This window comes from Candidatus Accumulibacter contiguus (genome assembly GCF_036625285.1).
GTDB lineage: Bacteria > Pseudomonadota > Gammaproteobacteria > Burkholderiales > Rhodocyclaceae > Accumulibacter > Accumulibacter contiguus.
Genome location: NZ_JAZKUC010000001.1, coordinates 2,462,430 through 2,487,526 on the forward strand (window position 1 = coordinate 2,462,430; position 25,097 = coordinate 2,487,526).

The 25,097-nt window shown below is 60.5% G+C and carries 21 protein-coding genes and 4 pseudogenes; 15 read left to right on the forward strand and 10 right to left on the reverse strand.

The features are described from left to right. The first annotated feature begins 2 nt into the window (after window positions 1–2). From narJ to V5B59_RS12105, 5 genes are all read left to right on the forward strand, one after another. On the forward strand, window positions 3–692 hold the full coding sequence (gene narJ / locus V5B59_RS12085) for a nitrate reductase molybdenum cofactor assembly chaperone (RefSeq protein WP_034918846.1): 690 nt from the start codon (window positions 3–5) through the stop codon (window positions 690–692). Further along, the gene (gene narI / locus V5B59_RS12090; protein ID WP_211203455.1) at window positions 689–1,423 is read left to right on the forward strand and encodes a respiratory nitrate reductase subunit gamma; all 735 of its coding nucleotides are present in this window, start codon (window positions 689–691) and stop codon (window positions 1,421–1,423) included. Before narJ ends, narI begins: the two co-directional genes overlap by 4 nt. Window positions 1,424–1,435: 12 nt before the next feature. Beyond that, entirely contained in the window at window positions 1,436–2,218 is a 783-nt protein-coding gene (locus V5B59_RS12095; RefSeq protein ID WP_034920030.1) for a peptidylprolyl isomerase, read from the forward strand. Window positions 2,219–2,298: 80 nt separating this feature from the next. Then, window positions 2,299–4,023 (forward strand): nitrite reductase, encoded by a 1,725-nt coding sequence (locus tag V5B59_RS12100; protein WP_169071097.1) that lies wholly within the window; start codon window positions 2,299–2,301, stop codon window positions 4,021–4,023. Window positions 4,024–4,142: 119 nt separating this feature from the next. After that, the gene (locus V5B59_RS12105) at window positions 4,143–4,448 is read left to right on the forward strand and encodes a c-type cytochrome (RefSeq protein WP_034920023.1); all 306 of its coding nucleotides are present in this window, start codon (window positions 4,143–4,145) and stop codon (window positions 4,446–4,448) included. A gap of 98 nt (window positions 4,449–4,546) precedes the next feature. On the opposite strand, the gene V5B59_RS12110 is transcribed toward V5B59_RS12105, so the two are convergent. The 3 genes and pseudogenes from V5B59_RS12110 to V5B59_RS12120 form a co-directional block, all read right to left on the reverse strand. After that, the gene (locus tag V5B59_RS12110; RefSeq protein WP_308240153.1) at window positions 4,547–4,780 is read right to left on the reverse strand and encodes a putative toxin-antitoxin system toxin component, PIN family; all 234 of its coding nucleotides are present in this window, start codon (window positions 4,778–4,780) and stop codon (window positions 4,547–4,549) included. Between the two features lie 26 nt (window positions 4,781–4,806). Then, complete coding sequence (locus V5B59_RS12115; protein ID WP_169071095.1) at window positions 4,807–5,055, reverse strand: AbrB/MazE/SpoVT family DNA-binding domain-containing protein; 249 nt, start codon at window positions 5,053–5,055, stop codon at window positions 4,807–4,809. 320 nt (window positions 5,056–5,375) lie between these two features. After that, window positions 5,376–5,669, reverse strand: a pseudogene (locus V5B59_RS12120) (ATP-binding protein); the annotation flags it as partial. Window positions 5,670–5,921: 252 nt separating this feature from the next. Between V5B59_RS12120 and V5B59_RS12125 the strand changes: the two are divergent. Next, window positions 5,922–7,226 (forward strand): IS701 family transposase, encoded by a 1,305-nt coding sequence (locus V5B59_RS12125; RefSeq protein ID WP_246149239.1) that lies wholly within the window; start codon window positions 5,922–5,924, stop codon window positions 7,224–7,226. 62 nt (window positions 7,227–7,288) lie between these two features. On the opposite strand, the gene V5B59_RS12130 is transcribed toward V5B59_RS12125, so the two are convergent. The 4 genes from V5B59_RS12130 to V5B59_RS12145 all read right to left on the reverse strand — a co-directional run bounded on the left by V5B59_RS12130 (window position 7,289) and on the right by V5B59_RS12145 (window position 10,635). Continuing rightward, window positions 7,289–8,617: an IS4 family transposase gene (locus V5B59_RS12130; protein ID WP_169072214.1), complete on the reverse strand. Its 1,329-nt coding sequence runs from the start codon at window positions 8,615–8,617 to the stop codon at window positions 7,289–7,291. A gap of 292 nt (window positions 8,618–8,909) precedes the next feature. Beyond that, the gene (locus V5B59_RS12135) at window positions 8,910–9,578 is read right to left on the reverse strand and encodes a transposase (RefSeq protein WP_332352191.1); all 669 of its coding nucleotides are present in this window, start codon (window positions 9,576–9,578) and stop codon (window positions 8,910–8,912) included. Further along, complete coding sequence (locus tag V5B59_RS12140) at window positions 9,579–9,932, reverse strand: hypothetical protein (protein ID WP_332351907.1); 354 nt, start codon at window positions 9,930–9,932, stop codon at window positions 9,579–9,581. It abuts the gene before it with no gap. 283 nt (window positions 9,933–10,215) lie between these two features. Beyond that, window positions 10,216–10,635, reverse strand: coding sequence for a hypothetical protein (locus V5B59_RS12145; RefSeq protein ID WP_169070770.1), 420 nt, complete (start codon window positions 10,633–10,635; stop codon window positions 10,216–10,218). A gap of 421 nt (window positions 10,636–11,056) precedes the next feature. Between V5B59_RS12145 and V5B59_RS12150 the strand changes: the two genes are divergently transcribed. Further along, complete coding sequence (locus tag V5B59_RS12150; RefSeq protein WP_332351908.1) at window positions 11,057–11,341, forward strand: hypothetical protein; 285 nt, start codon at window positions 11,057–11,059, stop codon at window positions 11,339–11,341. A gap of 40 nt (window positions 11,342–11,381) precedes the next feature. Then, the gene (locus tag V5B59_RS12155; RefSeq protein ID WP_332352192.1) at window positions 11,382–12,284 is read left to right on the forward strand and encodes an ISAzo13 family transposase; all 903 of its coding nucleotides are present in this window, start codon (window positions 11,382–11,384) and stop codon (window positions 12,282–12,284) included. Here V5B59_RS12155 and V5B59_RS12160 read toward each other — a convergent pair. From V5B59_RS12160 to V5B59_RS12170, 3 genes and pseudogenes are all read right to left on the reverse strand, one after another. Then, window positions 12,233–12,472, reverse strand: a complete 240-nt coding sequence (locus tag V5B59_RS12160) for a HigA family addiction module antitoxin (protein WP_332351909.1) — start codon at window positions 12,470–12,472, stop codon at window positions 12,233–12,235. The genes V5B59_RS12155 and V5B59_RS12160 overlap by 52 nt on opposite strands. A gap of 9 nt (window positions 12,473–12,481) precedes the next feature. After that, a pseudogene (locus V5B59_RS12165) lies at window positions 12,482–12,734 on the reverse strand (type II toxin-antitoxin system RelE/ParE family toxin). Beyond that, window positions 12,631–13,839, reverse strand: coding sequence for an integrase family protein (locus V5B59_RS12170; RefSeq protein WP_332351910.1), 1,209 nt, complete (start codon window positions 13,837–13,839; stop codon window positions 12,631–12,633). Before V5B59_RS12170 ends, V5B59_RS12165 begins: the two are co-directional and overlap by 104 nt. Window positions 13,840–14,861: 1,022 nt before the next feature. Here V5B59_RS12170 and V5B59_RS12175 point away from each other — a divergent pair. The 7 genes and pseudogenes from V5B59_RS12175 (at window position 14,862) to V5B59_RS12205 (ending at window position 25,000) form a co-directional block, all read left to right on the forward strand. Further along, window positions 14,862–16,274, forward strand: a complete 1,413-nt coding sequence (locus V5B59_RS12175) for a DEAD/DEAH box helicase (protein WP_332351911.1) — start codon at window positions 14,862–14,864, stop codon at window positions 16,272–16,274. After that, window positions 16,271–16,405, forward strand: a pseudogene (locus V5B59_RS12180) (helicase-related protein); the annotation flags it as partial. The gene V5B59_RS12175 and the pseudogene V5B59_RS12180, both read left to right, overlap by 4 nt. A gap of 245 nt (window positions 16,406–16,650) precedes the next feature. Next, window positions 16,651–17,748, forward strand: a complete 1,098-nt coding sequence (locus V5B59_RS12185) for a hypothetical protein (RefSeq protein ID WP_332351912.1) — start codon at window positions 16,651–16,653, stop codon at window positions 17,746–17,748. A gap of 460 nt (window positions 17,749–18,208) precedes the next feature. Then, window positions 18,209–18,685 (forward strand): annotated as a pseudogene (locus V5B59_RS12190) (IS110 family transposase); the annotation flags it as partial. A 66-nt stretch (window positions 18,686–18,751) separates the two neighbouring features. Next, window positions 18,752–19,363 carry a DEAD/DEAH box helicase gene (locus V5B59_RS12195; protein WP_332351914.1) on the forward strand — a complete coding sequence of 204 codons (612 nt, stop codon included), beginning with the start codon at window positions 18,752–18,754 and terminating at the stop codon, window positions 19,361–19,363. Beyond that, entirely contained in the window at window positions 19,363–20,988 is a 1,626-nt protein-coding gene (locus V5B59_RS12200) for a DEAD/DEAH box helicase (RefSeq protein WP_332351915.1), read from the forward strand. Before V5B59_RS12195 ends, V5B59_RS12200 begins: the two co-directional genes overlap by 1 nt. Continuing rightward, window positions 20,945–25,000 (forward strand): DUF1998 domain-containing protein, encoded by a 4,056-nt coding sequence (locus tag V5B59_RS12205; RefSeq protein ID WP_332351916.1) that lies wholly within the window; start codon window positions 20,945–20,947, stop codon window positions 24,998–25,000. Before V5B59_RS12200 ends, V5B59_RS12205 begins: the two co-directional genes overlap by 44 nt. Window positions 25,001–25,097 lie beyond the last annotated feature (97 nt).

Below are 25,097 nucleotides of genomic sequence, written 5' to 3' on the forward strand. Positions count from 1 at the left end.
CGATGTTTTCGCCGAAAATCCCGACCATGGCGATGACCCTGCGCATTCTGGCGCGGCTGCTGAGCTATCCCGATGCCGACCTGCGCCAGCACCTGCGCGTCATGCGCGACGTGCTGCATGATGAACGGGCGCTCACTTCGACGCGCCTGGCCGAACTCGACGCCCTGATCGCCAGCATTGATCGCCAGACCGACATCGATGCCGAAGCCGATTACGTGCAGCTCTTCGACAGCGGGCGCCGCACCTCGCTGCATCTCTTTGAACATGTGCATGGCGATTCGCGCGAGCGCGGCCCGGCGATGATCGACCTGGCGCAGACCTTTGAGCAGGCCGGCCTGTACCTGACGGAAGGAACGCTGCCCGATTACCTGCCGGTGGTGCTGGAGTACGCCTCGACACAACCGCCACGCGAAGCGCGCGCCTTCCTCAACGAGATGGAGGAGATTCTGAACGTCATCTTCAATGCCCTGCTCAAGCGCAACAGCCGCTACGCCAGCGCCCTGGGCGCCCTGCTCGAACTGGCGGGCGGCAAGGCAAGACCGGTCCGCATTCCCGACGACGAGCCGATCGACGACACCTGGGCCGAGCCCGCCGCCTTCGACGGTTGCGTCGCACGCGGCCAGCAACGGACCCACACGACGCAGCCGATCCATATCGTCCGCCCCACCTCCACCCAAGGAGTGCGCACATGAACACCCTGCAAGCCTACGCCCACAACTTCTTCTTCAACGTCTATCCGTATCTGTGCCTGGCGGTCTTCCTGATGGGCAGCCTGGCGCGCTTCGACCGCGACCAGTACACCTGGAAGAGCGATTCATCGCAAATGCTGCGCGCCGGCACACTGCGCTGGGGCAGCAACCTCTTCCACATCGGCATCCTGTTCCTGCTGATGGGCCATACCGTCGGCCTGCTGACGCCGCATTGGCTCTACGAGCCGTTCATTTCGCCGGAGCGCAAGCAGGTGGTGGCGGTAGTGGCTGGCGGCATCGCCGGCGTGGTCTGCTTCATCGGGCTGACCCTGCTCTTGCATCGGCGCCTGTCCGACCCGCGCATCCGCCTCACCAGCCACCGCACCGACCTCGCGATCCTGATCATCCTGTGGGTGCAACTGACCATCGGACTGATCACCCTGCCCTACTCTTTCGGGCACGAGGACGCCAGCGTGATGCTCGCGCTGTCCGACTGGGCACAGCGCATCGTCACCTTCCGACCCGACGCCACCGGTCTCGTCGCACTGGCCTGGCCGTACAAGATCCACCTGGTGCTCGGGATGACGATTTTCCTGCTGTTGCCGTTCAGCCGGCTGGTGCATGTATGGAGCGGCTTTGCGTCACTTGCGTACGTCTTCCGCCCCTATCAATTGGTACGATCCCGCCGCCTGAATCTGCCAGGCGGTCACAACACGCCGCCAGCCCGCAATTAGAGGAGAGTGGAAATGGCCATTGCCACGACCCCTTTCGAGGTTTCCGACACGGTGGCCGCCAGCGCGCGCGTCAACGGTGTAGCGCTGCATGCGGACGGTGAGTTGCTCGATGCCGAAACCCTGCGCCAGCGCGCTTGCACCGAGCTGTTGCGACAGGCGGCGCAGGCAGCGGGACTGCTGGACCCTGGCGATCAGGCCACGCCCGACGGCGTGCTCAGCGAAGCCGCTGCGAACGCCATCGAAGCGCTGCTCGAAGGTACCCTGAAGGTGCCTGATCCGTCCGAAGACGAGTGTCGTCGCCACTACGCAGCGCACGAGAGCGCTTACCGGACCGGCGAACGGGTTCGCCTTCGCCACATCCTCTTTGCCGTGACGCCGGGCGTGCATGTCCCTGCCCTGCGCCAGCGCGCAGAAACGGCCCTGCTCGACGTCCGCAGCCACGATGATCAGGAAGTTGACCGTTTCACCGAAGCTGCCCGGACCCTCTCCAACTGTCCAAGTGCTGCCGAGGGGGGAGATCTCGGGTGGCTGACCGCGGCCGATTGCGCTCCCGAGGTCGCCCGCGAAGTATTTGGCCATGCCGAGGTGGGCGTCCTGCCTCGCCTGGTGCACAGCCGCTTCGGCCTGCACGTGATCGAGGTGGTCGAACGGATGCCTGGTGTCATACAGCCCTTTGCAACGGTACGCGCAACGGTGGCCCAGTCATTGCGTCAACGCAGCTACGTGACCGCGCTGCGCCAGTACCTGAACGGACTGGCCAGGGCAGCCGTGCTGGCGGGGGTTGACCTGGATTAGCGGCTTGATCTGCATCAAGGACAGCGCACACTAGAAATCTGAGACTATCGACTTCCGACAACTATCTAGAAGGGGAGGAAATGAGAACGATTGAATCGATTGCCGGGCTATTTGCCGCCACCGCCTTGACCTTGACCATGAGCAGCGCATTTGCCGAAGAAGGCAAGAAGAGCGTTACCCCGGCTGAAGTCAAATACCAGGCCGCCGGCTCGCCGCTGGCCAGCGAGCCGATGCATCAGAGCATCGATCCCAAGGCCCCAGCGATGACCAAAGCCGAGTTCGACAAGGCGCGGCAGATCTACTTCGAGCGTTGTGCCGGTTGCCATGGCGTTCTGCGCAAAGGCGCCACCGGCAAGGCATTGACGCCGGACAAGACGCTGGCCAGCGGCACCGACTACCTGAAGGTATTCATCAAATACGGTTCGCCGGCCGGCATGCCGAACTGGGGGACCTCGGGCGAACTCACCGACGACGAAGTCGACCTGATGGCCCGCTATATCCAGCAGGAGCCACCGACTCCACCCGAGTTCTCGATGGCCGACATGAAGAAGACCTGGAAGGTCCTCGTACCGCCCGAGAAGCGCCCAACCAGGAAGATGAACAACTACAACCTCGACAACATCTTCTCGACGACATTGCGTGATTCCGGAGAAGTGGCACTGATCGACGGCGACACCAAGAAGATCATCAACATTGTCAAGACCGGTTACGCCGTGCACATTTCGCGCATGTCAGCCTCCGGCCGCTACCTCTACGTCATTGGCCGTGATGCTCGCCTCAACCTCATCGACCTCTGGATGGAGAAACCGGACAACGTCGCCGAACTCAAGATCGGTCTCGAGGCCCGCTCGGTAGATACGTCCAAATTCAAGGGCTTCGAGGACAAGCTGGCGATTGCCGGTTCGTATTGGCCGCCGCAGTACGTGATCATGAAGGGGGACACCCTCGAACCGCTGAGAATCGCCGCCACGCGCGGGATGACTGTGGACACCCAGGAGTTCCACCCTGAGCCACGCGTCGCATCCATCGTCGCCTCGCACTACAAGCCCGAGTTCATCGTCAATGTCAAGGAAACCGGCAAGATCCTGCTGGTCGACTACAGCGACCTCAAGGCATTGAAGACGACCGAGATCGATGCTGCCCGCTTCCTGCACGACGGCGGCTGGGACATGTCGAAGCGCTACTTCATGGTCGCCGCCAACCAGTCGAACAAGATCGCGGCAGTCGATGCCAAGGAAGGCAAGCTCGCAGCGCTGATCGAGGTCGGCAAGATTCCGCACCCAGGTCGCGGCGCCACCTTCGTCGATCCAAAATTCGGTCCAGTCTGGGCGACCAGCCACCTCGGCGACGAGACCATCAGCCTGATCGGCACTGATCCGGTCAAACATCCGAAGGAAGCCTGGAAAGTCGTGCGCACGCTGAAGGGACAGGGCGGCGGTTCACTCTTCCTGAAGACGCATCCGAAGTCGACCAACCTCTATGTCGACACGCCGCTCAATCCGGATACAGCGGTCAGCCAGTCGGTGGCCGTCTTCGACATCAAGAACCTCGACAAACCCTACAAGGTTCTGCCGATCGCCGAATGGGCTGGCCTTGGTGAGGGGGCCAAGCGCGTCGTGCAACCGGAGTACAACAAGGCTGGCGACGAAGTCTGGTTCTCGGTGTGGAGTGCGAAGAACCAGGAGTCAGCGCTGGTCGTGGTCGACGACAAGACCTTGAAGCTCAAGGCGGTAATCAAGGACAAGCGGCTGATCACGCCAACGGGACACTTCAACGTGTACAACACGCAGCACGACGTCTACTGAGAATGGGATAGGCGACCGGGCACGCCTCTGCGCGCCGCCCGGTCTTCCAGAACGAGCGGGCTGTCCAGGCCCGCCTCATTGACCATCCGAGCGTTTCAAACTCTAAACGGAGTACAAGCATGAAAGCGATCCACCTGTGCCTGCTGGCTGCTGCCGGCGTGATGTCTGCTGGTGCTGTCCAGGCTGATGAAGCCTTGGCGAAAGCCAAGAATTGCCTCGCTTGCCACGCCGTGGACAAGAAGGTTGTCGGCCCGTCCTACAAGGATGTGGCGAAGAAGTACACGGCCAAGGACGAAGCCATGCTCGCCGAGAAGGTGATCAAGGGCGGCAAGGGCGTCTGGGGCCCGGTGCCGATGCCGCCGAATGCTGCCGTCACGCCCGACGAGGCGAACAAACTGGTCAAGTGGATCCTCAGCCTGAAGTGATCGCCGCATCCACGAGAAAACCGGTCGAGTACCGGTTTTCTGTTCTTTACGAGGTCGACGGCCGCAAACTCGTCGAGGTAAAGTATTCTTCCATACGATCAGGTCAGCGCCAACTGCATCACGAATTGCTCGGCGGTCACGATGGGACAGCCAAATGAATCACCAAGACTCAGCAGATCCTGATCCCCGGTGACCAGAGCATCCGCCCGACCTGCCACAGCCAGTTGCAGGAAGGGCAGATCGAAAATGTCGCGACAAGCGGGGACTTCGGGAGCAGGGTCAGGAATGCACACAGTGATGCAGTACGGCAAGACAAGATCGATGTCGATCACGACGCGCGGCGGGTGCACGCCGGGCTTCATGTGCTGGGCAAGGTCTGCTTATCAGCATCTTGCCGAACCCAGGCCACGGCGTCGGCGACATCTTGCTCGTCCAGGTTCAGCTCCGCGAGCTTGGCTCGCACCGCATCCGCACGCTGAATACGCATCGGCGTCAGCATGATCTGGCCATCGCGAGCCTCCACTTCGAAGTATTCCGCAGGGCCGACCGCCGCCGTGATGCTCTTCGGCAAAGTGAGCTGGTTCTTTGACGTAATTTTTGCAAGCATGACGACCCTCTCTCGCTATGGTAAGGAATTCTTACTGTACGCCACATGCCGAGGCCCGCTCAAGTCATCGTCTGGGCGTTGCAGCGAACCAGCGATCTGTCCGTAGTTGCGACGACTGCGCCGTAGAGTTGGTCATTGCTATTACGCCTTCACCTCCTGAAATGGATCGATCAATGTCCTCCGCTGGTCGATCGATTGCCCATGCTGCATGTCCTCCGTATAGAGGATCAAGCAGCCTGCCGAGATCGCGGTCGCGACGATCAGGCTGTCGTAGCAGGGCCTTGCACACCCCCAATGCTGCTTGATGGCGGTGGTGGGGCCTACCCCCCAGCGATCGCCTTCCTGGCCTGAACCATTCCCGCCTGCCGCTGACGTTTGAGCCGGTAGCTTTCCCCGGCGATCGGTACGATCTGCGCGTGGTGCAGCAACCGATCCAGCAAGGCCGCCGTCAGCGTGGCATCCTGGGCAAAGGTGGCATCCCATTGGCCGAACGACAGGTTGCTGGTGACGATCAGGCTGCCCTTCTCGTAGCGCGCGGCAATGACCTGGAAGAACAGGTTGGCCTGCTCGCGGCTCATCGGCAGATAGCCGATTTCGTCGATGATCAGCAGGCGGTAAGGTGATTTCCGCAAAACGCCATACCAAGAGTCATCGCGTTAGGCCGGGCTCAGGGCCAGAAAAACAAGCCAATGCGGTAGTTGTTCGGGATCTTGATTCCCGGAAATCGCCTAATGCCTTTAATTCTACTTTGCCACATTTCTAAAATGGTTGAAATACAGGCTATTGAGCTACATATCTAATGCTCTACCACATAAGGAGTATGACGATGAAATCGCCAAATTTATTTATTTGGGATCGGGCGTGCGGTGGCCAGCTGCTGCGAGAATCTGACCAGCCATTTTCAGTCGTTCCGGGAGTGTTTCCGCAGTAAAACGCGAAGCACGGCCGAGCAAGCTGAACAGTACTTGCGGGGCCTTTTTCAAAGCCCTCGTGCGAACCTGGAACAGATGAGCGAGACGGTGGCGGAGACCGAGTATTACAGCCTCCACCACCTGTTGAGCGATGCTGCATGGGACTTTGAGAATGTGCGTCGGGAGACGGCGCGACAAGCGGACGAGTGGATCGGTGGGCCAGAGACGGGACTGTTGCTCGATGAGTCTGGGGTCCAAAAGAAGGGCGACCATTCAGCGGGCGTCGCCAGGCAGTACAACGGTCGCCTGGGTAAGGTCGAGAACTCGCAGGTTGGAGTGTATGCCGCCTTGGCACGAGGGTCGCAGGCGGCGATCATCGACTTCGAATTGTTCCTTCCAGAGCGTTGGGTTGAAGACGCCAAGCGTTGCCAGGAAGCGGGGATTCCGGAATCGGCACGGGTCTTTCGGACTAAGCCGCAGATGGCTGCCGAGATGGTCAAGCGGGCACGAGCCGCCGGGGTGCGCTTTGGCTTCATCGGTGCCGACGGCCTCTATGGCCACGCGACTTGGCTGCTGTTTGATTGGGACGATGCAGGTGAGGTATTCGCCACCGAGGTGCACAGCGACCAGCAGTTTTACTTTACCGATCCGGGAAAGGCGTGGGTACCGGCCTGGGAAGCCCGCGAATGGGCCGCGCGCCTGAAACGAAAGGAGTGGCACCCGGTGATCCTGCGCGACGGGGAGAAGGGTGAAGTGCGCGCGATGTTTGCCCATACCCGCGTGTGGATCAGTCATCCGAACAGCGCACAGGCCCGCCAATGGCATCTCCTGGCACGCCGCGATGGCAAGGAGGTGAAGTTCATGCTCTCCAACGCGGCGCCCGACACGCCACTTCGCGAGCTGGCACGCATGCAGGCACAGCGCCACTTCATCGAGCGCGCCTTCGAGAATGCGAAAGGTTGCTGTGGGATGGCCGACTACCAGGTACGCAAGTGGCGGGCTTGGTACAACCACATGGCGCTCGTCTGCGTTGCACTACTCTTTCTCGTCAAGGAGCGGCGGCAACACTCACCCTACGCCGAGTTACTGTCCTGTGCCGATGTCGTCGACATGCTCGTGGCGCAGCTCCCGGTGAAGATTCACGGTCGCGAAGACCTCGTGCGAATCATCGCCGAGCGTCATGCACGGCGACAAAGCGCCCGCGACAGCGCCTACCGAAGGCAGCCGCCAGCACCCAAAAATGCCATTAGAATCTGTTAATGTAGAATTAATGCCTTTATGGCTCCGCCGGTAGCTTCTTCAGCCACCCGATTACCCACAACTCATCCGTCATTGAAATAGGCGGCACGGCCAGCCTCCAGGGCAATGGCAAATGCCCTGACCTTCTGCATCCCTTCCCAGATCGCCTTGGGGCCGGGATGCCCGTCGTGTTTTCGCCCGAGAAAGCCGCCAAAGCCGGCAATCAGCCGCACCATCTGACCCAGGGGCGGGGGAGCATCCGGCGGTGGTGAGCGATGGGCGACGATCCAGGCGGCTTGCCATTCCTCGATATCAAACACCACGTCACAGGGCAAATCGGGGCAGTCCCGGCCCCAGGTAACCAAGGACAGGATGCGCCAGGCGATAATCAGGTAAATGACCAAGGCGCGTTCCAGTCGCTCCATGCTGCCCAACTGCAGGGATTCTATCTTGCAGCCTGATTTCCAAATGCGGAAAAGAATTTCTATCAGCCAGCGGCGGCGATACCAATCAATGAGTTGTACGATGTCTTCGAGCGTTTCCGCCGTCCGATTGGTCAGCAATTTCCATTCAATGGGCTCCTCCCCAACCGGCGGGTTTTCTTCTCGCGCCAGGATCGCGGTCACGGTCACGACCGGCGCACCCTTGCGTACGGGCAAGGTGACCCGCTCCCGGTAAAGCGTTTGCCGCACCAGTCGGGCCGGGCGGTCTGGCGCTGCGGGCATGGTGAATTCCAGTTCTCCTTCCGCTTCGCCACCGCCCACACGGTCCCACAGCTTGTCGCCCATGCTCGTCTTGCGGTTATGCTTGGACCGGATCAGGTAGTCCGCCGGATAGTCCCGCTCGGCGGCCGTGTTCATCACCGCTCGAATGTCGCCTTCCCTATCCGTTATGTATACCAGCCGGCTACCAGGCACGGTCTCGGCCAGATCGGCCACGATGGTATAGCCTTCCACCCAGCGGATACTTTCCTTGATGTCGGGCTGACCTTTTGGCTTTCGCGCCCACATCCAGCAGTCGGTCGCGCCCAACACCAACCCGCTCGGCGTCATCGCCAGGGTCGGATGCGCAAACATCCCATGCTGGGCGTCGTAGCTCAACCGTCCCAGCCCGGCAATCCCCGGCTGCGAGGTAAAATCCGCTTCGGTGGTATCCTGAACACACAAGACAACCGGCTGGCCCTGCATCCGCTTTATCGTTTGCTGGGTATGAACCTCCAGGATTTCACGCCAGTCCGTCGCGGGATTGTCCAGCAGCCGGTAGGCCGCTTTGGTTTCCGCCCAACCCCCGCAAGCCACCGGGATGCTTCCGGTCGGTTGTGCCGACAGATCATCCACCAGCTTGATCAAGCGCCGCGTCCGCCGCGCATCCCCCAAATCCAGATCCTTGAACTCCTCCGCTGCCCAACCCATGCCATACCTCCGCAAGATTACGAAATATACGTTTTAACAACAGCTTGAAAACTGTTGCCGTTTGCATATATGGGGTGGGTAAGCGGAAATGCAACAGCGTTTGCTATCGCGTTGGAGTCAAGCCACGCCGCGCGCTCCTATGTCAAGTGAGTTGTGGGTAATCGGGTGCTTCTTCAGCCACTCGTCGTCCATTTGGAAAAGGTCATGCTTGCTCAGGCGCATCCTGGCAGGTCTGTCGTAACCGTTTAGCCCCCCTGCCCCGCAAGCGCAATCCTCGCAACTTAGCACATAGTCATGCGGGTTTGTACGCATGAGAGAGATGAGGTTTGGGTTGAGGGTGATGGGGATTCGTTCGCTCGGGGACGAGCTTCTGCAGGTCCCTGGCGATCTCTTTCATCAGGGATTTGAGTTGGCGGGTAGTAGCCGCGCCGGCCAGCAGCCAGCGGCCGACTTTTTCCTTGATCTTTTGGATCGCCTGGGTACGGTTGATTCTGTAGGGGGAGTCGGGGTCGAGGTGGGCATCCGTCGCGACATAGGCGGCCAGGGCATTGAGGTTGTCGAAGCTCAGCTTGGCCCCAAAGTCCTGATTGGCGGCGTGCCAGGACAGGCCGGAAGTGTGCTCGAGGCCGAGGCGATGCTTGATCCGTTTGAAAGCCTCCTCAATTCTCCAGCGAGAATGATCGAGCCCCGCGAAAGCGGCAGTGGGAAAAGCGATCGCATCCAATAGAGAGGTCATCACCACATGGATCCGCCCATTTGGGGTCACTACCCGCACCAGGCGAACCGTCGTGGACGTCCACGGGCAGTCGTAGTCTTCGGCATCCCGCCGGTTCGGTGCGCGCAGCGTGACCACCCGTTCGCTTTCGCCGGAGCGCAGGAATTCACGCACCACCTTGAATCCACGGGAAAGATCGCAACGGATACAGAAATGAATGGGGCGCGCGAGGAGGACTGCGGGCAGTCACCGGCAGGGAAAGCCCCGGTCAAGGAGCAGCAGATCCTGCGGGCACAGCTCATCAATCGATTCGAAGAGCATCTGTCGTTCGTTACCACTGCCCATCTGCAACTTGAAGCTGAGAAACCGTTCGATTCCCGGCAAGTAAAGGCCGAACGCCACGCCACTGACGATCGAACGTATCCCCTTCTTCCGCATCGTCAGCTGAACCGTCGTGCCATCGCCGGCAACCACCCGCAGCCCCTGCCATCGAGGAATCGATATCTCCTTCTCCACGTGGGCGATCAACTCCCGGCTCACCTCGTCGAAGACCCGCGAACTGATCTTGTAGCGCGCGGCGGAAAACGCTTGTGCGCTCACTTTCCGGATCGACTCCGCCCGATTCCGGAGGTCGGCAAAGAACGTATTCCACTACGACTGGACGGCGCCCTGTACACCCGAGAGCAGAAAGCTCAGGATCACGGGGAAGGTGAGCTTGCGGTCGCGGGTGAAATGCCGGGGATCGAGACGGGATTTCTCCATCAGGTCCTGGGAGGACAGATAGCGGGCGAGTGCATTAATTACATTTCAATACTTCAGGGTCAGTGATGGCATCATTTCTCTCTTCTTATCAGCTTGTTGGAGAGACGCTATGCTATATGAACTACGCGGACAAAGAGATCTTCGACGAATTATGCCTTCGTGCCAAGTTGGGAGGATTGAGATTGACCGCGGCAACTCTCGCCTCAAAGTTCGGTTCGCCGGCCTTCTCTCTCGCGACCTTGTCAAATCCGTCTTGCATGGCGCGTTGTGCAAATCTGGCAGGCGTCGCGGCATTGGCTTGCTCAGCATCCATTCTGGCCTTCTCGAATCGGGCGCCGATCTTTTCTTGCAATTCCCGGTCTGCTTCGTCGGCCCGTACTCGCTGGTCTGCGGCAGACAGTTCAGACCATCTCGGGATGTACGCCTCGGCAATTGAGCGCAGTTGTAGCGGTAGATCGTCTATCGAACGGTCAAACCACTTGGCGAGCTTTCGCGCTATCTCACCGTCGGTCGGGATGTTCGCTTTGAATGTGATTTGCATCGCGCATTCCTTCAAATGCTCCTGCATTTGGGTGCCGCGCCAGCCGGGTGAAGGAACCCGGTTTTCTCCCCGTCGGGATAGGCGCGGCAAAACTTGGTCAGGCGGCGAGCTTCTCCAACGGCTTGATGTTGGGTTTCGGCAGTTGCTCGGCTTGCCACAGATCCCACTGGCTCTGCATCCCTAGCCATAGATCGGCGGACGTGCCTAGGAACGTTCAAAAAACAAGTTGCGGAATTTGAGTATTTGTCAGCAATTCCCGGCATAAATCATTCAACCCATTGATTACAAATGACTCTCAAAATGCATGCACAGCTTTGGTGCGATAATTTATTATATAAATTAATAGGTTAAGTCAGGCCGGGAATTACTGAGTATTTGTTAAGATGGCAGATTCTCCCATGGCTAAGATTTCCTTCATTGCATGAAGCCTTACACTGAAGAAATAGAACGTCTGATGACGACAATGTTTTGCAGGTTGTCCGAAAAAGATCGGCGACGGTATGCGGCAGTCGAAGCCCAGAAATTAGGGTGGGGTGGAAAGGAATATATTTCGCAATTGTTGGGTATAGACTCCAGGACGATCTGCCAAGGCTTGGCGGATTTGAAAGAAATGCAAGAATTGGCGCCCGGTCGGATCCGCAGACCAGGGGGCGGCCGCAAATCCATCATCAACGCCATGCCTGAATTGGAAAGCATTTTTTTTTGAAGTCATCGCTGAACATACGGCAGGAAGTCCGCAACACGACATCGTCTGGACGAACCTCAAACCGCAAGCTATTGCCGATCGAATCACGACGAATGGCATTCCTGTAAGTCGCTATGTTGCCTGCAAGTTGTTGAAAAAGAATAAATTTGCAAGTCGCCAAGCCCAGAAAAAGAAGTCGTTCAAGCAACATCCAGAACGTAATCCCCAGTTTCAGAACATCACAGAAATCAAAGCGAAGTATCTTGCACGGAACCAGCCTGTGATCAGCATGGATACGAAGAAAAAGGAGATGATAGGCAACTTCTATCGCGCGGGAAAATTGTACGCACGAGAATCCATTGAAGTCTTGGACCATGATTTTGCCAGCTACGGCGAGGGAAAAATTGTGCCTCATGGACTATATGATGTAGGGTTAAACAAGGGGCACGTGAACCTAGGAACGAGCCACGATACGACGGAATTTGCGTGCGACAGCGTCGCGCACTGGTGGGAAAAGGTGGGCCAGTACGACTATGCTCACGCCACCCAACTCCTCCTGACGTGCGATGGCGGAGGCAGCAATCCCTCCAATTCCTCTTTGTTTCGACAGGATTTGCAGACCTTGGCCAACCGCATCGGACTGGAAATTCGTATTGCCCACTACCCGCCGTACTGCTCCAAACACAACCCGATCGAACACCGTCTTTTCCCTCATGTCACGCGTGCTTGCGAAGGCGTAGTCTTCAAGAACGTTCCATTGGTGAAGGAATTGATTGAACGCACACACACGAAAACTGGCCTGTGTGTCTCCGTCGACATCCTCAACAAAGTCTACGAAACTGGGCGCAAAGCTTCAGAGCAACTCAAGTCAACCCTGAAGATTATTGCCGATTCCATTCTCCCTAAATGGAATTACACCGTTTCTCCGCAGTCAAATATTGAATTTGCACAAGTTGTTTCTTGAACGTTCCCTAGCCACGCAGACAGACGCAGCGCCATGCCTGCCGTGACGCCGGCCTTGCCGTTCAGCACCTTGGAAAGCGTCACGCGGGAAACCTGCAATTCCTTCGCCGCTTGCGTCACCGTCATGTCTTCCGGCAGCCATTCCCGCAGCACTTCGCCGGGGTGCGCCGGGTTATGCATCCTGCTCATGCGCTTCTCCTAGTAGTAGTCCTGATAATCGACCAGAACCACGTCGCCATCATCGAAGGTGAAGGTCAAACGCCAATTGCCGCTGACCCCCACAGACCAATGCCCCGCTCAGATCATGACTGAGCGGATGCAGTCGCCACCCTGATGCGTTCATGTCGTCAGGACTTCGCGCCCAGTCCAGCGTAGTAAGCTGCACACGAAGCCTTCCAGCATGGTGAGGTTGAATGCCCGCCTTGCTGCCCGTGCGGAAGAAGGCTTCCAGTCCCTTGTGGCGAAAGGTCTTGATCACAGCAATCCAGTCGAGGACTTGCGAACACCCATTGATTGCGGCGGGGCAGCGCGGCCAGCAACGACGCGACGTAGGGTGTGAGCGGAATGACGCGCTCGCCTTCCACCTTGCCCCTGATGGTCATCGACTTCCATTGAAAGCCCAAATCTTCCCACGTCAGCCCGGCCAGTTCTTCCCGGCGCGCTCCGGTCAGCAGCAAGGCTTGCAGATACGCGGCAACTACGGGGTTGCCGATCTGGCGAACGTGCGCGAACCATAGCGGCAGTTGCTCCCGCTGTAAGCAGTCGTCCTTGACGCCTTGCTTCGGTAGTTCATCTTTTGCCCGGCTGGCGCACGCGTCGGTGTGTACCTGCGCCTTGTACTCGTCCCGAACCGAGCACCAGTTCAGGAAGCCACGCAGCAGGCGGAAAGCAAGACTTGCTTGAGTCGGGCGGCGGTCGGCTTCGTCCTTGAGCCATACACACACACGGTCGGCAGTTATCTTTTCCAGAGGAAGCTCCAGCAAAGGGCGCAGGATACCGGGCAATGTTGTCTCACCTTCTCCCGTGTGCCGGGCTCGCGCTTTTGGTTTGCCGCCAGCGTCAGATACGCTCTGATGGTCAAGCAGCGAGCGTGCGCCCCATTTCGGCGTGCGTGCTATGAGGTAGGCTTGCCATGCGTCGAGTGCCGGCGCTGCGACGCGCTTCGCCTCTTCGCGCTTCGCTTCATCTTCGGCACGTTTGGCTTCGGCTTCGGCGATCCGGTCGCGCTTCTCTTGGCGCGGGTCTATCCCCTGGTCGCCCATCGTTTGCAGCCGGCGCGCCTCGTCGCGGGCGGAGGAGAGCGTCCACGCTCGGGTGTCGCCGATGGTCACGCGAACGGTTTGCCGGTTCAGCTTGGCCTCGAAGACGAACGACTTCGCGCCAGCGGTCACGCGAACGGCCAGACGCGGAGCGTCAGTGTCCCACATGAAGGATTGCCCGGTTCCAGCGGGCAGGGTCAGCCGTCGGATTCGGTCAGGTGTCAGGCGTTCGCGGTTCATTTCGTCGGCTCCGGATTTGGCTACATGGGCGATTCCGTGTAGCCGCCATGTAGCCATTTCACCGCAATCCGCTTCTATGTCAAGCAACGCCTATATACGTAAGTGCTTTGTTTTTGCTGCTATTTACAGCCTGCCTTGCATCCCGATCAACGCCAAAAAATGCCGTAACTTACGGATTGCAAATCCGTGTAGGTAGGTTCGACTCCCGCTCGCGCCTCCAAATAATTCAAGACGTTAGCCACCAAACGCAAGCCGGCGGTTTTTCTGGGCTCGCACTGGGCTAGCATCGGGCCATCTTTTGGTAGGTTTTTTGCCCACTGTCGCCATTTCGCGGAAGCGCGCATGGCAATGACCAAAAAGTTTCCAGCCGATAGACGCCAGAGATATCAGCCCTGAGCCCATACCATCCCACTTCGCCACCGAAACGCGCCTGAGCGTCGCCGGTGATGGTTGCCACCAGCATTGTGCAGTGCGCTTTTCCCGCTCGATCGGCAGCCCGTCGAACCTACTCGATACGCTTCAATGCCGCATCATGCTCGCGTAGCAGACGGCCAAGCTCGCGCAGTTTGTCACGCCAGCCGCCCTTGAACCGAAGCCTTTGCTCGCACACTCATCGACGCCGAGCTTGCCGATCAGGGCTGGACGATCAGTGAGGACGTCAGGGTCCGCCAGAATAAAACCCTCCGTGCCGACTGCAGAGAGCATCGATCGCCCGGCACGCGACCCAAGATCGGCCAGCCAGCGGGGAATCGAATGCGAAGAACGGCTTCGCCGTGCATCGTGCCGTGGTTGCAGCCGGCTGCGCCCTCATAAGGCAGCATACGATTCGCGCGGCTGGGATTCCTTGCCAATCACGCGGTCGTTTGCGGTACTATGCGACGGCATTCCTGTAGCATCTTCGCCGCAGTCGCCATCGTGCAGGAAGTGCTCACATCCCGTGTAGAACCCAATTTGCAAAGGCTGGGGGGATTCAGGCCAGCGGGAGCTGCCTGCTTTATCCGGGAGTACAAGAACAACAAGTGAAAGACATCAATGCTTCCTTACGCTCCTGGCGCGCGTGTCGTCGTTCGCGATGAAGAGTGGCTGTCCGCCGCGTCGATCCATCCAGCGATGGCGGCTACCTGCTCGGCTGCGATGGCGTTTCCGAACTGGTGCGAGGCCGGTCTGCCCAGTTCCTGACGCAGCTGGAGGAGGAAATCCTCGTCCTCGACCCGGCCCGAACCGAGCTTGTGGCGGACACCAGTTCGCATTTCAACAGCACTTTCCTGTATCTCGAAGCGCAGCTTCGCCGCAGCACACCCAACGATGACCAGATCCATCTAGGCCATCGCGCGGTCATGAATCTCGTGCCCTATCAGCTCGATCCCGCGCTGCAGGCCCTCCGGCAGCCGCGCCAGCGGATCCTGATTGCCGATGCCGTCGGTCTGGGAAAGACGCTCGAGGCCGGCATTCTCACCTCCGAGCTGATTCAGCGCGGGCGCGGGCAGCGTATCCTGGTGATTACGCTGAAGAGCATGCTGACCCAGTTCCAGAAAGAATTCTGGAGCCGTTTTTCGATACCTCTGGTGCGCCTGGATTCGGTCGGGCTGCAGCGGGTGCGCAACAGCATCCCCAGCAATCACAACCCGTTCAACTACTACGACCGCACGATCATCTCGATCGATACGCTCAAGAACAATCTTGAGTACCGGAATTATCTGGAAAACGCCTGGTGGGACATCATCATCATCGATGAGTGTCACAACGTCGCGGCGCGCGGCAACGAGGATGGCCTGTCACGGCGTGCCCGACTGGCCCGCCTGCTCTCCGGTCGTTCGGACACCATGATGCTCCTGTCGGCCACGCCGCACGATGGTTCAGCGCGCAGCTTCGCTTCGCTGATGAGCCTGCTCGACCCCACCGCCATCAGCGACCCGGACGACTACACGCCGGAGGATTTTCGTGACAAGGGGCTGGTCGTCCGCCGCTTCAAGAAGGATATTCGCGATCAGGTCAGTGCCGATTTCCAGGAACGTATCACCGAGCAGTTGAAACAGGCTGCCAGTCCGCAGGAAGAAGCGGCCTACCGGGCTCTGCTGGCGATCCCGTTTACCCAGAAGGGCGAGCACCGCGCCGGGAAGCAGCAGGAGTTGCAGCGGGTCGGCATGCAGAAAGCCCTGTTCTCCAGCCCGTTCGCCGCGCTCGATTCCACCGGGCGGCGAATCGCTCTGCTGCAGGACAAGCCAGCCATCAGCGGCGATGAACAGGCCGAGGTCGCCGCTCTTGAGGAGTTTGCCGCTGCCCTGCGCGAGATCGATGCCGCGAGTTTCAGCAAGTTCCAGCGCCTGGTGCAGCGTCTCCACGATCCATCATTCAACTGGCAAGCGGCCGACCCCTCAGACCGTCTGGTCATCTTCTCGGAGCGGATCGAAACGCTGCGCTGGTTGCGGGAAAACCTGCCCGGGGCGGCTGGCCTGAAGCCGGCCACTTCGAGATCCTGCACGGCGGCATGACCGACACCGAGCAGCAGGAACTGGTCGATCGCTTCGGTCGCCAGGACGACTCCGTGCGGGTCCTGCTGTGCTCCGATGTCGCCTCGGAAGGTCTCAACCTGCATTACTTCTGCCATCGACTGGTGCATTTCGATCTGCCGTGGTCGCTGATGGTGTTCCAGCAGCGCAATGGCCGTGTCGATCGTTACGGCCAGACCAGGCAACCCCGCATCGTCTATCTGTTCACGGAAACCGGCGTCGACCGCATCAAGGGCGACCTGCGCATTCTCGAAATCCTGCAAACCAAGGATGAGCAGGCCAACCGAAACCTCGGCGACCCGGCCTCATTCCTGCACGTTTTCGATCCGACAAGGAAGCCGCCAAGGTCGCGGAGATCATGGCCGCCGGTACCAGTCCGCAGCAATTTGAAGCGACGATCGATGCGGCGCAGGCGTCAACCGAACAGGCAGGCACGGATGCGGATGCCGACGCCGGTGGCGACTGGCTGCTCAAACTGTTTGCCCAGACGGAGCAGCGGGGTGATGCGGCCACCGCACCACCGCCCAGCACCGATTTCATCCGTGAGGGCATTTCCCTGTTCGGCGATGGCGCACTCAGCAGCGACTACGCCTTTGCCAGGACCGCCCTGCAGCAACTCTGCATTCCGACACCGATTGCCTCATTCAGCCACGACGATGCCAGCCAGACGATCACGCTGAACGCCCCGCGTGACCTGCAGGAACGCCTGCGCGTCACCCTGCCGCTGGAAGTCCGCGACGAGCACCATCGCTATGCCCTGTGTGCCCACAAGAGCCGCATGGCCCAGGCCATCGAGCAGGCCCGTCAGGCGAAAGCGGATGAGGAGAGCTGGCCAGCGCTGCATTACCTCTGGCAACAGCATCCGATCATGGACTGGCTGTCGGACCGGGTGCTCACCGCCTTCGGCCGTCATCGCGCCCCGGTCATCCAGTGTCCGCAAGTGATCGATGGCGAACAGGCCTTCCTGCTCATGGGCCTGATCCCCAACCGCAAGGGCCAGCCCTTGCTGATCGAGTGGCAGGTCGCGGTATGCAACGCTGGCGCCTGGACCTTGCAGGCTTTCCCCGACTTCGTCGCCCGCACCCGGTTCAAGGCCGGTACTCTGGCCAACCGCAATCAGGGGATCGACACCGCCGCGCTGCAGGCCAACCTGCCCGGTGCGATCGCCGCGATGAAGCAGCACATGCTGGCCTTGCAGCGCCGCTTTGCCGCAGACATGACCGCCCGCCTGTCGGGAACCCTTGCCGATCTGCAACGCCTGCAAGGCAGGCAGATCGAGCAGCTTGAATTGCGCCTGGCCGCCAACCAGCAGGCCGAACAGTTCAAGAAGACGAGACGTGAGCAGCGCACGCAGCACATCCGCAAAGTCTTCGATGAATACCGGCAGTGGGTGCAGGACACCATGACCACCGAGCCTCAGCCCTTCATCCAGGTACTGGCTGCGGCCGTGCAATGAAGACCGGCCCTCTCCCCCAACCCCTTGTATGCTTCGTTTTGTGGTTTTTCGTTCGTTCAAGAGAGGAGATGAAGTCATGGCTGGAAGGGTGTCAAGAGGACCGTGGAATAAATGCGAGAGAGGTATTTTTCTCTTGCGTTTATGCCGCGAAAGCCTCTTGACATCCTGTAAGCCAAGTACACTTGAGGCAGGGGCTGGGGAGGGGTTGATCATCCCCGGCCGCTGCCTCACGGCGAGTGCGGGGTTTGGGGCAGAGCCCCAAGGTTTAGGTCGTAGAGTGCCACGGAGGTGTGGTGGAAACGAGTTCGGAAGGCGACGCACAGCCCGACGCCCCTCTGGGACATCAAGCCCGTGGGAGAGCACTTGGCGTGCATTGTCAGCCGTTTGTCTGAATACCGAACAGTTGCTGGTTGGCACGTGCCGGAAAGCCGTGACCACGTATTTGCAAGGATGGCTATAGATGAACGCTTCTGAATCAACGTTTGTGGGTATTGACGTTTCCAAAGACACGCTGGAGATCGCTTTAGACGACCAATCAAAAACCCAATGCATTGCCAATGCTGACGCTGATATAGCGGCGTTGGTCAAAGAGCTCGTTCCACGTTCTGAGGAGATTGGGGCGATCGTATTGGAGGCCACGGGAGGCTTCGAGCGCCAGGTGGCGGCGGCACTCTGTGCGGCCGGGCTGCCGGTGATGGTGGTCAATCCGAGGCAGGCGCGAGACTTTGCCAAATCCATGGGATACCTTTCCAAGACGGACGCCATTGATGCGCGAGTCCTGTCGCACTTTGCGCGGACACTGCACCAATCGGCGCAGCGGGAACGGCTGTTGATGAAACTGCCCGATGCCAACCAGGAGGCGTTGGAAGCCTTGCTTGTACGCCACAACCAGCTCATTGGCATGCGCGTGGCGGAAGGAAACCGATTGGCCCTGAGCCTTAAGTGCCATACGTTACAACCCCGTCATCAAGACCTTTTATGAACGTTTGCTTGCTAACGGAAAATGTTGCCTTGCATCAAGATGCTGCTGAACGCCATAGCCCGCGAGATTCAGAAGTTGCTCTCCCGCAAGCGGGCGAGGGGGATTCTGAAGCACTTTCCTGTCACCCCCATGTTGCCTTCACTGCTCGCGCGCGGATCCAGAATTCTGAGCCTTCTGACGACCCCCTTGTTCGCCGGCGTCATGCAGCGCTTTACCGACGACGAGGGCCGCTGGCTGAAAGGCCCCTATATCCAGATCGGCCTGCCGTTCCGGACCGGCACCCGGGGCAAGAGTTTTTCGGCGAGTTTCGAGACCGAGTATCCCGGCCACGTCCATCAGGAAGCGGCGTGGCAACGACTGGCGAGTCGGCTCGACGCCGCCGGGACGCTGGTCGCCACCGGCACCGGCAGCGGCAAGACCGAGTGTTTCCTGTACCCGCTGCTCGATCACTGCGCGCGTGCCAGCAGTGACGGCGCTGCGGGTATCAAGGCGCTGGTGATCTACCCGATGAACGCGCTGGCGACCGACCAGGCGCGGCGTTTTGCGCAGGTGATTGCCCGCACACCGGGTTTCAAGGGGCTGCGGGTGGGCCTGTTTGTCGGCGGACGCCGGGCAAGGATGGGCAGGGCCTGATGGCGATGACCGCGACCAGCGTGATCACCGACCGGGAAACGCTGCGCAAGGATCCGCCCGACATCCTGCTGACCAACTACAAGATGCTCGACTACCTGCTGATTCGGCCCAAGGATCGGCTGCTCTGGGCCAAGAACACGACCGAGACGCTGCGCTATGTGGTGGTCGATGAGCTGCACACCTTCGACGGCGCCCAGGGAACCGACCTGGCCTTGCTGCTGCGCCGCCTGCGCGCGCGCCTGCAAACCCCCGCGGGACATCTGATCTGCGCCGGGACTTCGGCGACGCTGGGCGGCAACTCGGATACCGCGCCCTTGCGGGAATACGCCCGGCAAATCTTCGCGGTGGATTTCCCGCCCGAGTCGGTGGTCACCGAGAATCGCCTCGACGAGATCGAGTTCCTCGGAAACAGCGTCATCGAGCATGTGCTCCATCCTCGCCCCGACTTTGCGGCGCTGCTCGATGCCGATCGCTATCGATCGCAGGCGGCGGCGGTCGACGCCTGGTTCCGCCTGTTCTTCCCCGGTGTGACGCCGCCGATCGACGTCAATGACCTCGCCTGGCGCAGCGCGCTCGGAGCAGCGCTCAAGAAACACCTGTTGTTCATCAACCTGCTGAAGTTGATCCGGGGCCGGATCGTCTCGCTGAGCGAGTTGCAGGAGCAGATGCAGGGTCCCCTGCCCGAGGCGGCGCGACCGCATATCGGCAGGGTGCTCGATGCCCTGCTGGTGCTCGTCGCCTGGGCCCGCGATCCAGACGGCCAGCCGCTGGTCACATTGCGCGTGCAGTTGTGGATGCGCGAGCTGCGGCGCATGGTCACGCAGCTTCGCAGTGACCCAAACACGATCGAGCTGCGCGCCGAAAGCGACATCAGACGCGAGCCCGGCAAGCTCCATCTGCCACTGCTGCAATGCGCGGATTGCCACACCACCGGCTGGTTGAGCCGTCTGCCGGGCGGCCAGTCCAGGCTGTCGACCGATCTCGACGAGATTTACAACACCTGGTTCTCCGGGCAGCCGGAGGCCTTGCGCCTGTATTCCTCGGCGGGCCTGAGCCGGCCGCTGTGCGACGGCATGGTGCAGCGCGTTTGTACGCAATGCGGCCATCTGCAGAGTGGCGCCGGGGAATGCGCCGCCTGCGGCCACGGCGACCTGGTCGATGTCTTCCGGGTGACGGCGAGCCGGACGACGACGACCAAAGCGGGTATTTCGCATACCTGGCACGATCCGGCATGCCCGGCGTGTGGCAGCAAGTTCCGGCAACTCCTGCTCGGTGCGCGCAACGCGACGCTCGGTGCGGTGACGATCGAGCAGACCTGGGCCAGCCCGTTCAATGACGACAAGAAACTGATTGCGTTTTCCGATTCGGTGCAGGATGCAGCGCATCGGGCCGGCTTCTTCACCGCGCGTACCTACCTCAATACGGTGCGCACCGGCCTGGCACAGGTGATCGACCAGCTTGCGACGCCGCAGTGTTCCTGGAATACCTTTCTCGAGAAGTCGGCCAGCCTGTGGCAGGAGAAGGACTCGCCGCTGGCGATGCCTGTGGAGACGATTCGTTGCCGAGTTCATCGGTCCGAACATGATGTGGCAGCGCGATTGGGCGGTGTCGATGCAGGCGCATGACCACTTGCCAAAAGACAGCCACCTGCCAGAGCGGGTCAGGAAGCGCCTGCGCTGGCAGGCCTTTGCCGAATTCACCTACCTCAGTCGGCGTGGACGCAATCTGGACGCGATTGGCAAGGCCACGCTGGCTCCCCGTCTGGACGATATCGAGCGGGCAGCCGCTGCGCTGTTGCCGGTTCTGCACGAAGCCTTCGGCATTCGCCATGCCGTCCGGCGGACCGTCGTGCAGTGGCTGTGGGGCTTTGTCTGTCACCTGCGACAGCGTGGCGCGGTGGCCATGCCGGAGTTGATGGCCTATGCCCGTGACGGCAATGTTTTCGCCTTCACGCGCACGCAGGGGCGCGGCGAGTGGCTGCCGGGCATGGGGGAGCGCACGCCGCGCCCGGTTTTCCTGTCGCTGGGGCGCGAGCGCGGATTTGACCACCTGGTGAATCCGCAGGCGCCGACCTTCTTTCAGACCTGGCTGTTGGCCACCCTGGGGGCGGACGGGTTGCTGCCCGGCAAAGCCGACGAGGCCATCTACGCGCGGGCGATCGAGGCTCTGGTTCAGGAAGGCGTCGTGTTGCGTATCGAGGCGCAACCCATCGACGTGATCGCCCTGAATCCGGCGGCACTGGTGATCGAAACCCGGCTCGAGCGACTGCTTTCCGCGCAGGGAAAGCGTGCGCTGACCGTTCCCGCCGATGCTGCGGCGGCCCTGCTGGGAATGCCCTGCCTCGATGCATCGCAGGAAACCTATGCCGAGCGCGTGGACGCTGGCGGCTGGCTGGCCAGACGCTTCAGCCGCGGTGACCTGCGGCGGGTGTTTTCTGCGGAACATACCGGTCTGCTGCAAAGGGATCAACGCGAGGCTCTGGAACTTCGTTTCAAGGCCAAGGAACCGCGCCCCTGGTACGAGAACCTGTTGTCGGCCACGCCCACGCTCGAGATGGGGGTCGATATCGGCGATCTGTCCTCCGTCTTGCTCTGCTCCGTCCCGCCGAACCAGGCCAGCTACCTGCAGCGCATCGGACGCGCCGGGCGACGCGATGGCAATGCCTTCACGGCCACACTGGCCGATGGCGCGAGCCCGCACGACCTGTATTTCTTTGCCGACACCGACGAGATGCTGCAGGGCGAAGTGGTTCCGCCGGGCATCTTCCTGAAGGCGGCCGAAGTGTTGCGCCGACAGATGTTCGCTTTTTGTCTCGATGACTGGGTCGGCTCCGGCATTCCCGATACGGCGCTGCCAGAGAAGACCCAGGATGCGCTCAATGCGCGCGACAGCCTGGATCAGACGCGTTTTCCGTACACCTTTCTGGAGTACATCCTCGCCCACGAAGAGCGCTTGCTGAGCGGCTTCATGGCGCTGTTGGGGGCAGACCTCGATGATCGGGTCGCCGGCCGCCTGCGCGGCTTCCTGCAGGGCAACGACGAAGACGATGCCCTCCGCCTGCGCCTGAGCAAACTGCTCGAGGAACTGGCCAGGGAACGTAAGACGCACCGTGATCGCGGGGTGGCGATCAGGAAGCAGATCAAGGGACTCAAGGCGCGTCCGCAGGATGAGGCCAGCCGCGATGAGATTGACCATCTCGAACGCGAGCGGCAGAAAGCACTGGAACTGGTCAAGGAGATCAATCAGCGTGAGCTGCTGAACACCCTCACCGATGCGGGGATGATCCCGAATTACGCCTTCCCCGAAGCCGGGGTCGAGTTGAAGTCGCTGCTTTGGCGAAAAAAGGGCAGCGACGATCCGCAAGGCTCGACGACGTACCTTTCATTACCTGCCGAACGTTATGAACGACCGGCACAGTCGGCACTCTCCGAATTTGCGCCGGAAAATGTGTTTTACGCCAACCAGCGCCGGGTCGAGATTGACCAGATCAACGTCGGTCTGTCGTCGCTCGAAACGTGGCGCATGTGCCCGACCTGCCAGCACATGGAAAATCTGGAGATCCATGCGGACAGCCACGCCTCGTGTCCGCGCTGCGGTGACCCGATGTGGGCCAATGTTTCCCAGCAACGCCAGTTGCTTCGTTTCAGGCAGGCGATTGCCAACAGCAACGATACGGAAGTGCGGATCGACGATAGCGCTGAAGATCGCGAGCCGAAATTCTATGTGCGCCAGATGCTGGCGGATTTCGAGATCAAGGACATCAGGGAGGCGTATCGCCTGGCGGCGCCGGACCTGCCTTTTGGTTTCGAATTCATCGAGCGGGTGGTCTTCCGGGACGTGAATTTTGGCGAACCCACCAAGCCCGGTGAGTCCTACGCCGTCGCCGGACAGCAGAGGCCACGTCCGGGATTCAAGCTCTGCAGGCATTGTGGGCAGATCCAGAGGGCGCCGCGCAATGTCCGCGAACGCGAGCTTGTCCAGTTCCACGCCTTTGACTGCGAGAAGCGGGGTAGCGATGATCCGGAAAACATCATCGACTGCCTCTACCTATACCGCGAGTTCTCGTCGGAAGCCTTGCGGATTCTCGTGCCCTACACCCGTTCGGGGGTCGATGAAGCGTCGGTTCAGTCCTTCATGGCCGCCATACGCATTGGTCTCAGGAAGCGATTCGGCGGCAAGGTCGACCACCTGCGGATGCTGACGCAGGAGGAGAAGGGTCAGGACGGCGCGGCGAATCGGCAGTACGTACTGCTTTACGACTCGGTGCCGGGCGGCACGGGCTACCTGCACGAATTGCTCGCCAATGAAGCGCAAACGCTGGTCGAGTTGCTGCGCCTGGCGCTGGCTCATCTGTGCGCCTGCTCCTGCAATGCCGATGCCGAGAAAGACGGCTGCTATCGATGCGTGTATCAGTACCGCCTGGGACGTGCGATGGCGCTGGTTTCGCGCGATCGCGCGCGATTGCTGTTGGAGCAGCTGGTCGAAAAACTCGGGCAACTGGAGCGTGTTGCCTCGGTTGCCGACATCTACATCAATCCCAACTTTGACTCGGAACTCGAGGCGCGCTTCATCGAGAGCCTGCGCCGCCTGAGCGGAGTGGGCGGGCTGCCGTTCGTGAAGCTGGTGCAGGATATTGTCCAGGGCAAGTCCGGCTATTTGCTCGAGGTCGGCGAGCAGCGCTATTGGGTCGAGCCGCAGGTCGATCTGGGTGCCAACGAGGGGATCAAGGCGGCGTGTCGGCCGGACTTCGTGCTCTGGCCGACGCAGAGCAAATCGCCGCGGCGGCCGATCGCCATTTTTTGCGACGGCTGGGCCCACCATCAGGCCTCGACCCGCGAGGATGCCCACAAGCGCAGCGCCCTGGTGGCGAGCGGCAGATTCTGGGTCTGGTCGCTGACCTGGGAGGATGTCCAGGCGGCGATGGACGGCACGCTCGAGACGAGCCTGGCGGACTGCCTGGAGCCAATGTGCTGCAACGAGATCGGTGCACTCCCGCCAGCGCTTGGTTCGCTGCTCGACGACCAGCTCTGGACGCGGCACGCCGTGGCCGTCCTGCTGCAGTGGCTGGGCAAACCACCCGGAGAGGGAGGGGATCAACAGGTCGGCAGATTGGCCCGGCATGCGGGCGCCACTGCCTTCCGCATGATCCCCCACCCGCAGAACGCTCTTCTCGAAGAAGCGCGAAAGCAGTTGCTGAGCTTCTGGAACGGGCTGGATCACCTGCCTTGTGAGCATCCCGCCCGGAGCGTTCCCTGTGGCAATGTGAATGATCCTTCCTTGAGGCTGCGCTATTGGTGGCCAGGTGAACTGGCGAATTTGTCGGTTGCCATTCCGGTGAGCCCGGGGTTCGTCCTCTTCGACGATGCGCCTCTGCACGATGAACCGGAGCGGCATCTGGTTTGGCGGCGCTGGTTATGGCTGTTCAACATCTTCCAGACGCTGCCGGGTTTTCTGCTCGCCACACAAGAGGGCTTGGAGGCCGGTGACCATTCCGTGTTCGGCGTTGCCAAGGGTGCTAAGGGTGTTTCTCCCGCGTCAAGCGCGCACGGGGCAGTGCACGCGGCTGTCTGGGCGGCGGTCATCGAACAGGCGATGAGTTCCCTGGCCGAGGGATTGCAGGTCTGGCTTCCCACTTAAAGCGGGACAGTCATGCTACCGATAGAGTCTGAGGATGAAGGGAGCTGAGGAGATGGGAACTGGTTGCCGCATCTCCTGTATCATCAGTTTTATGACA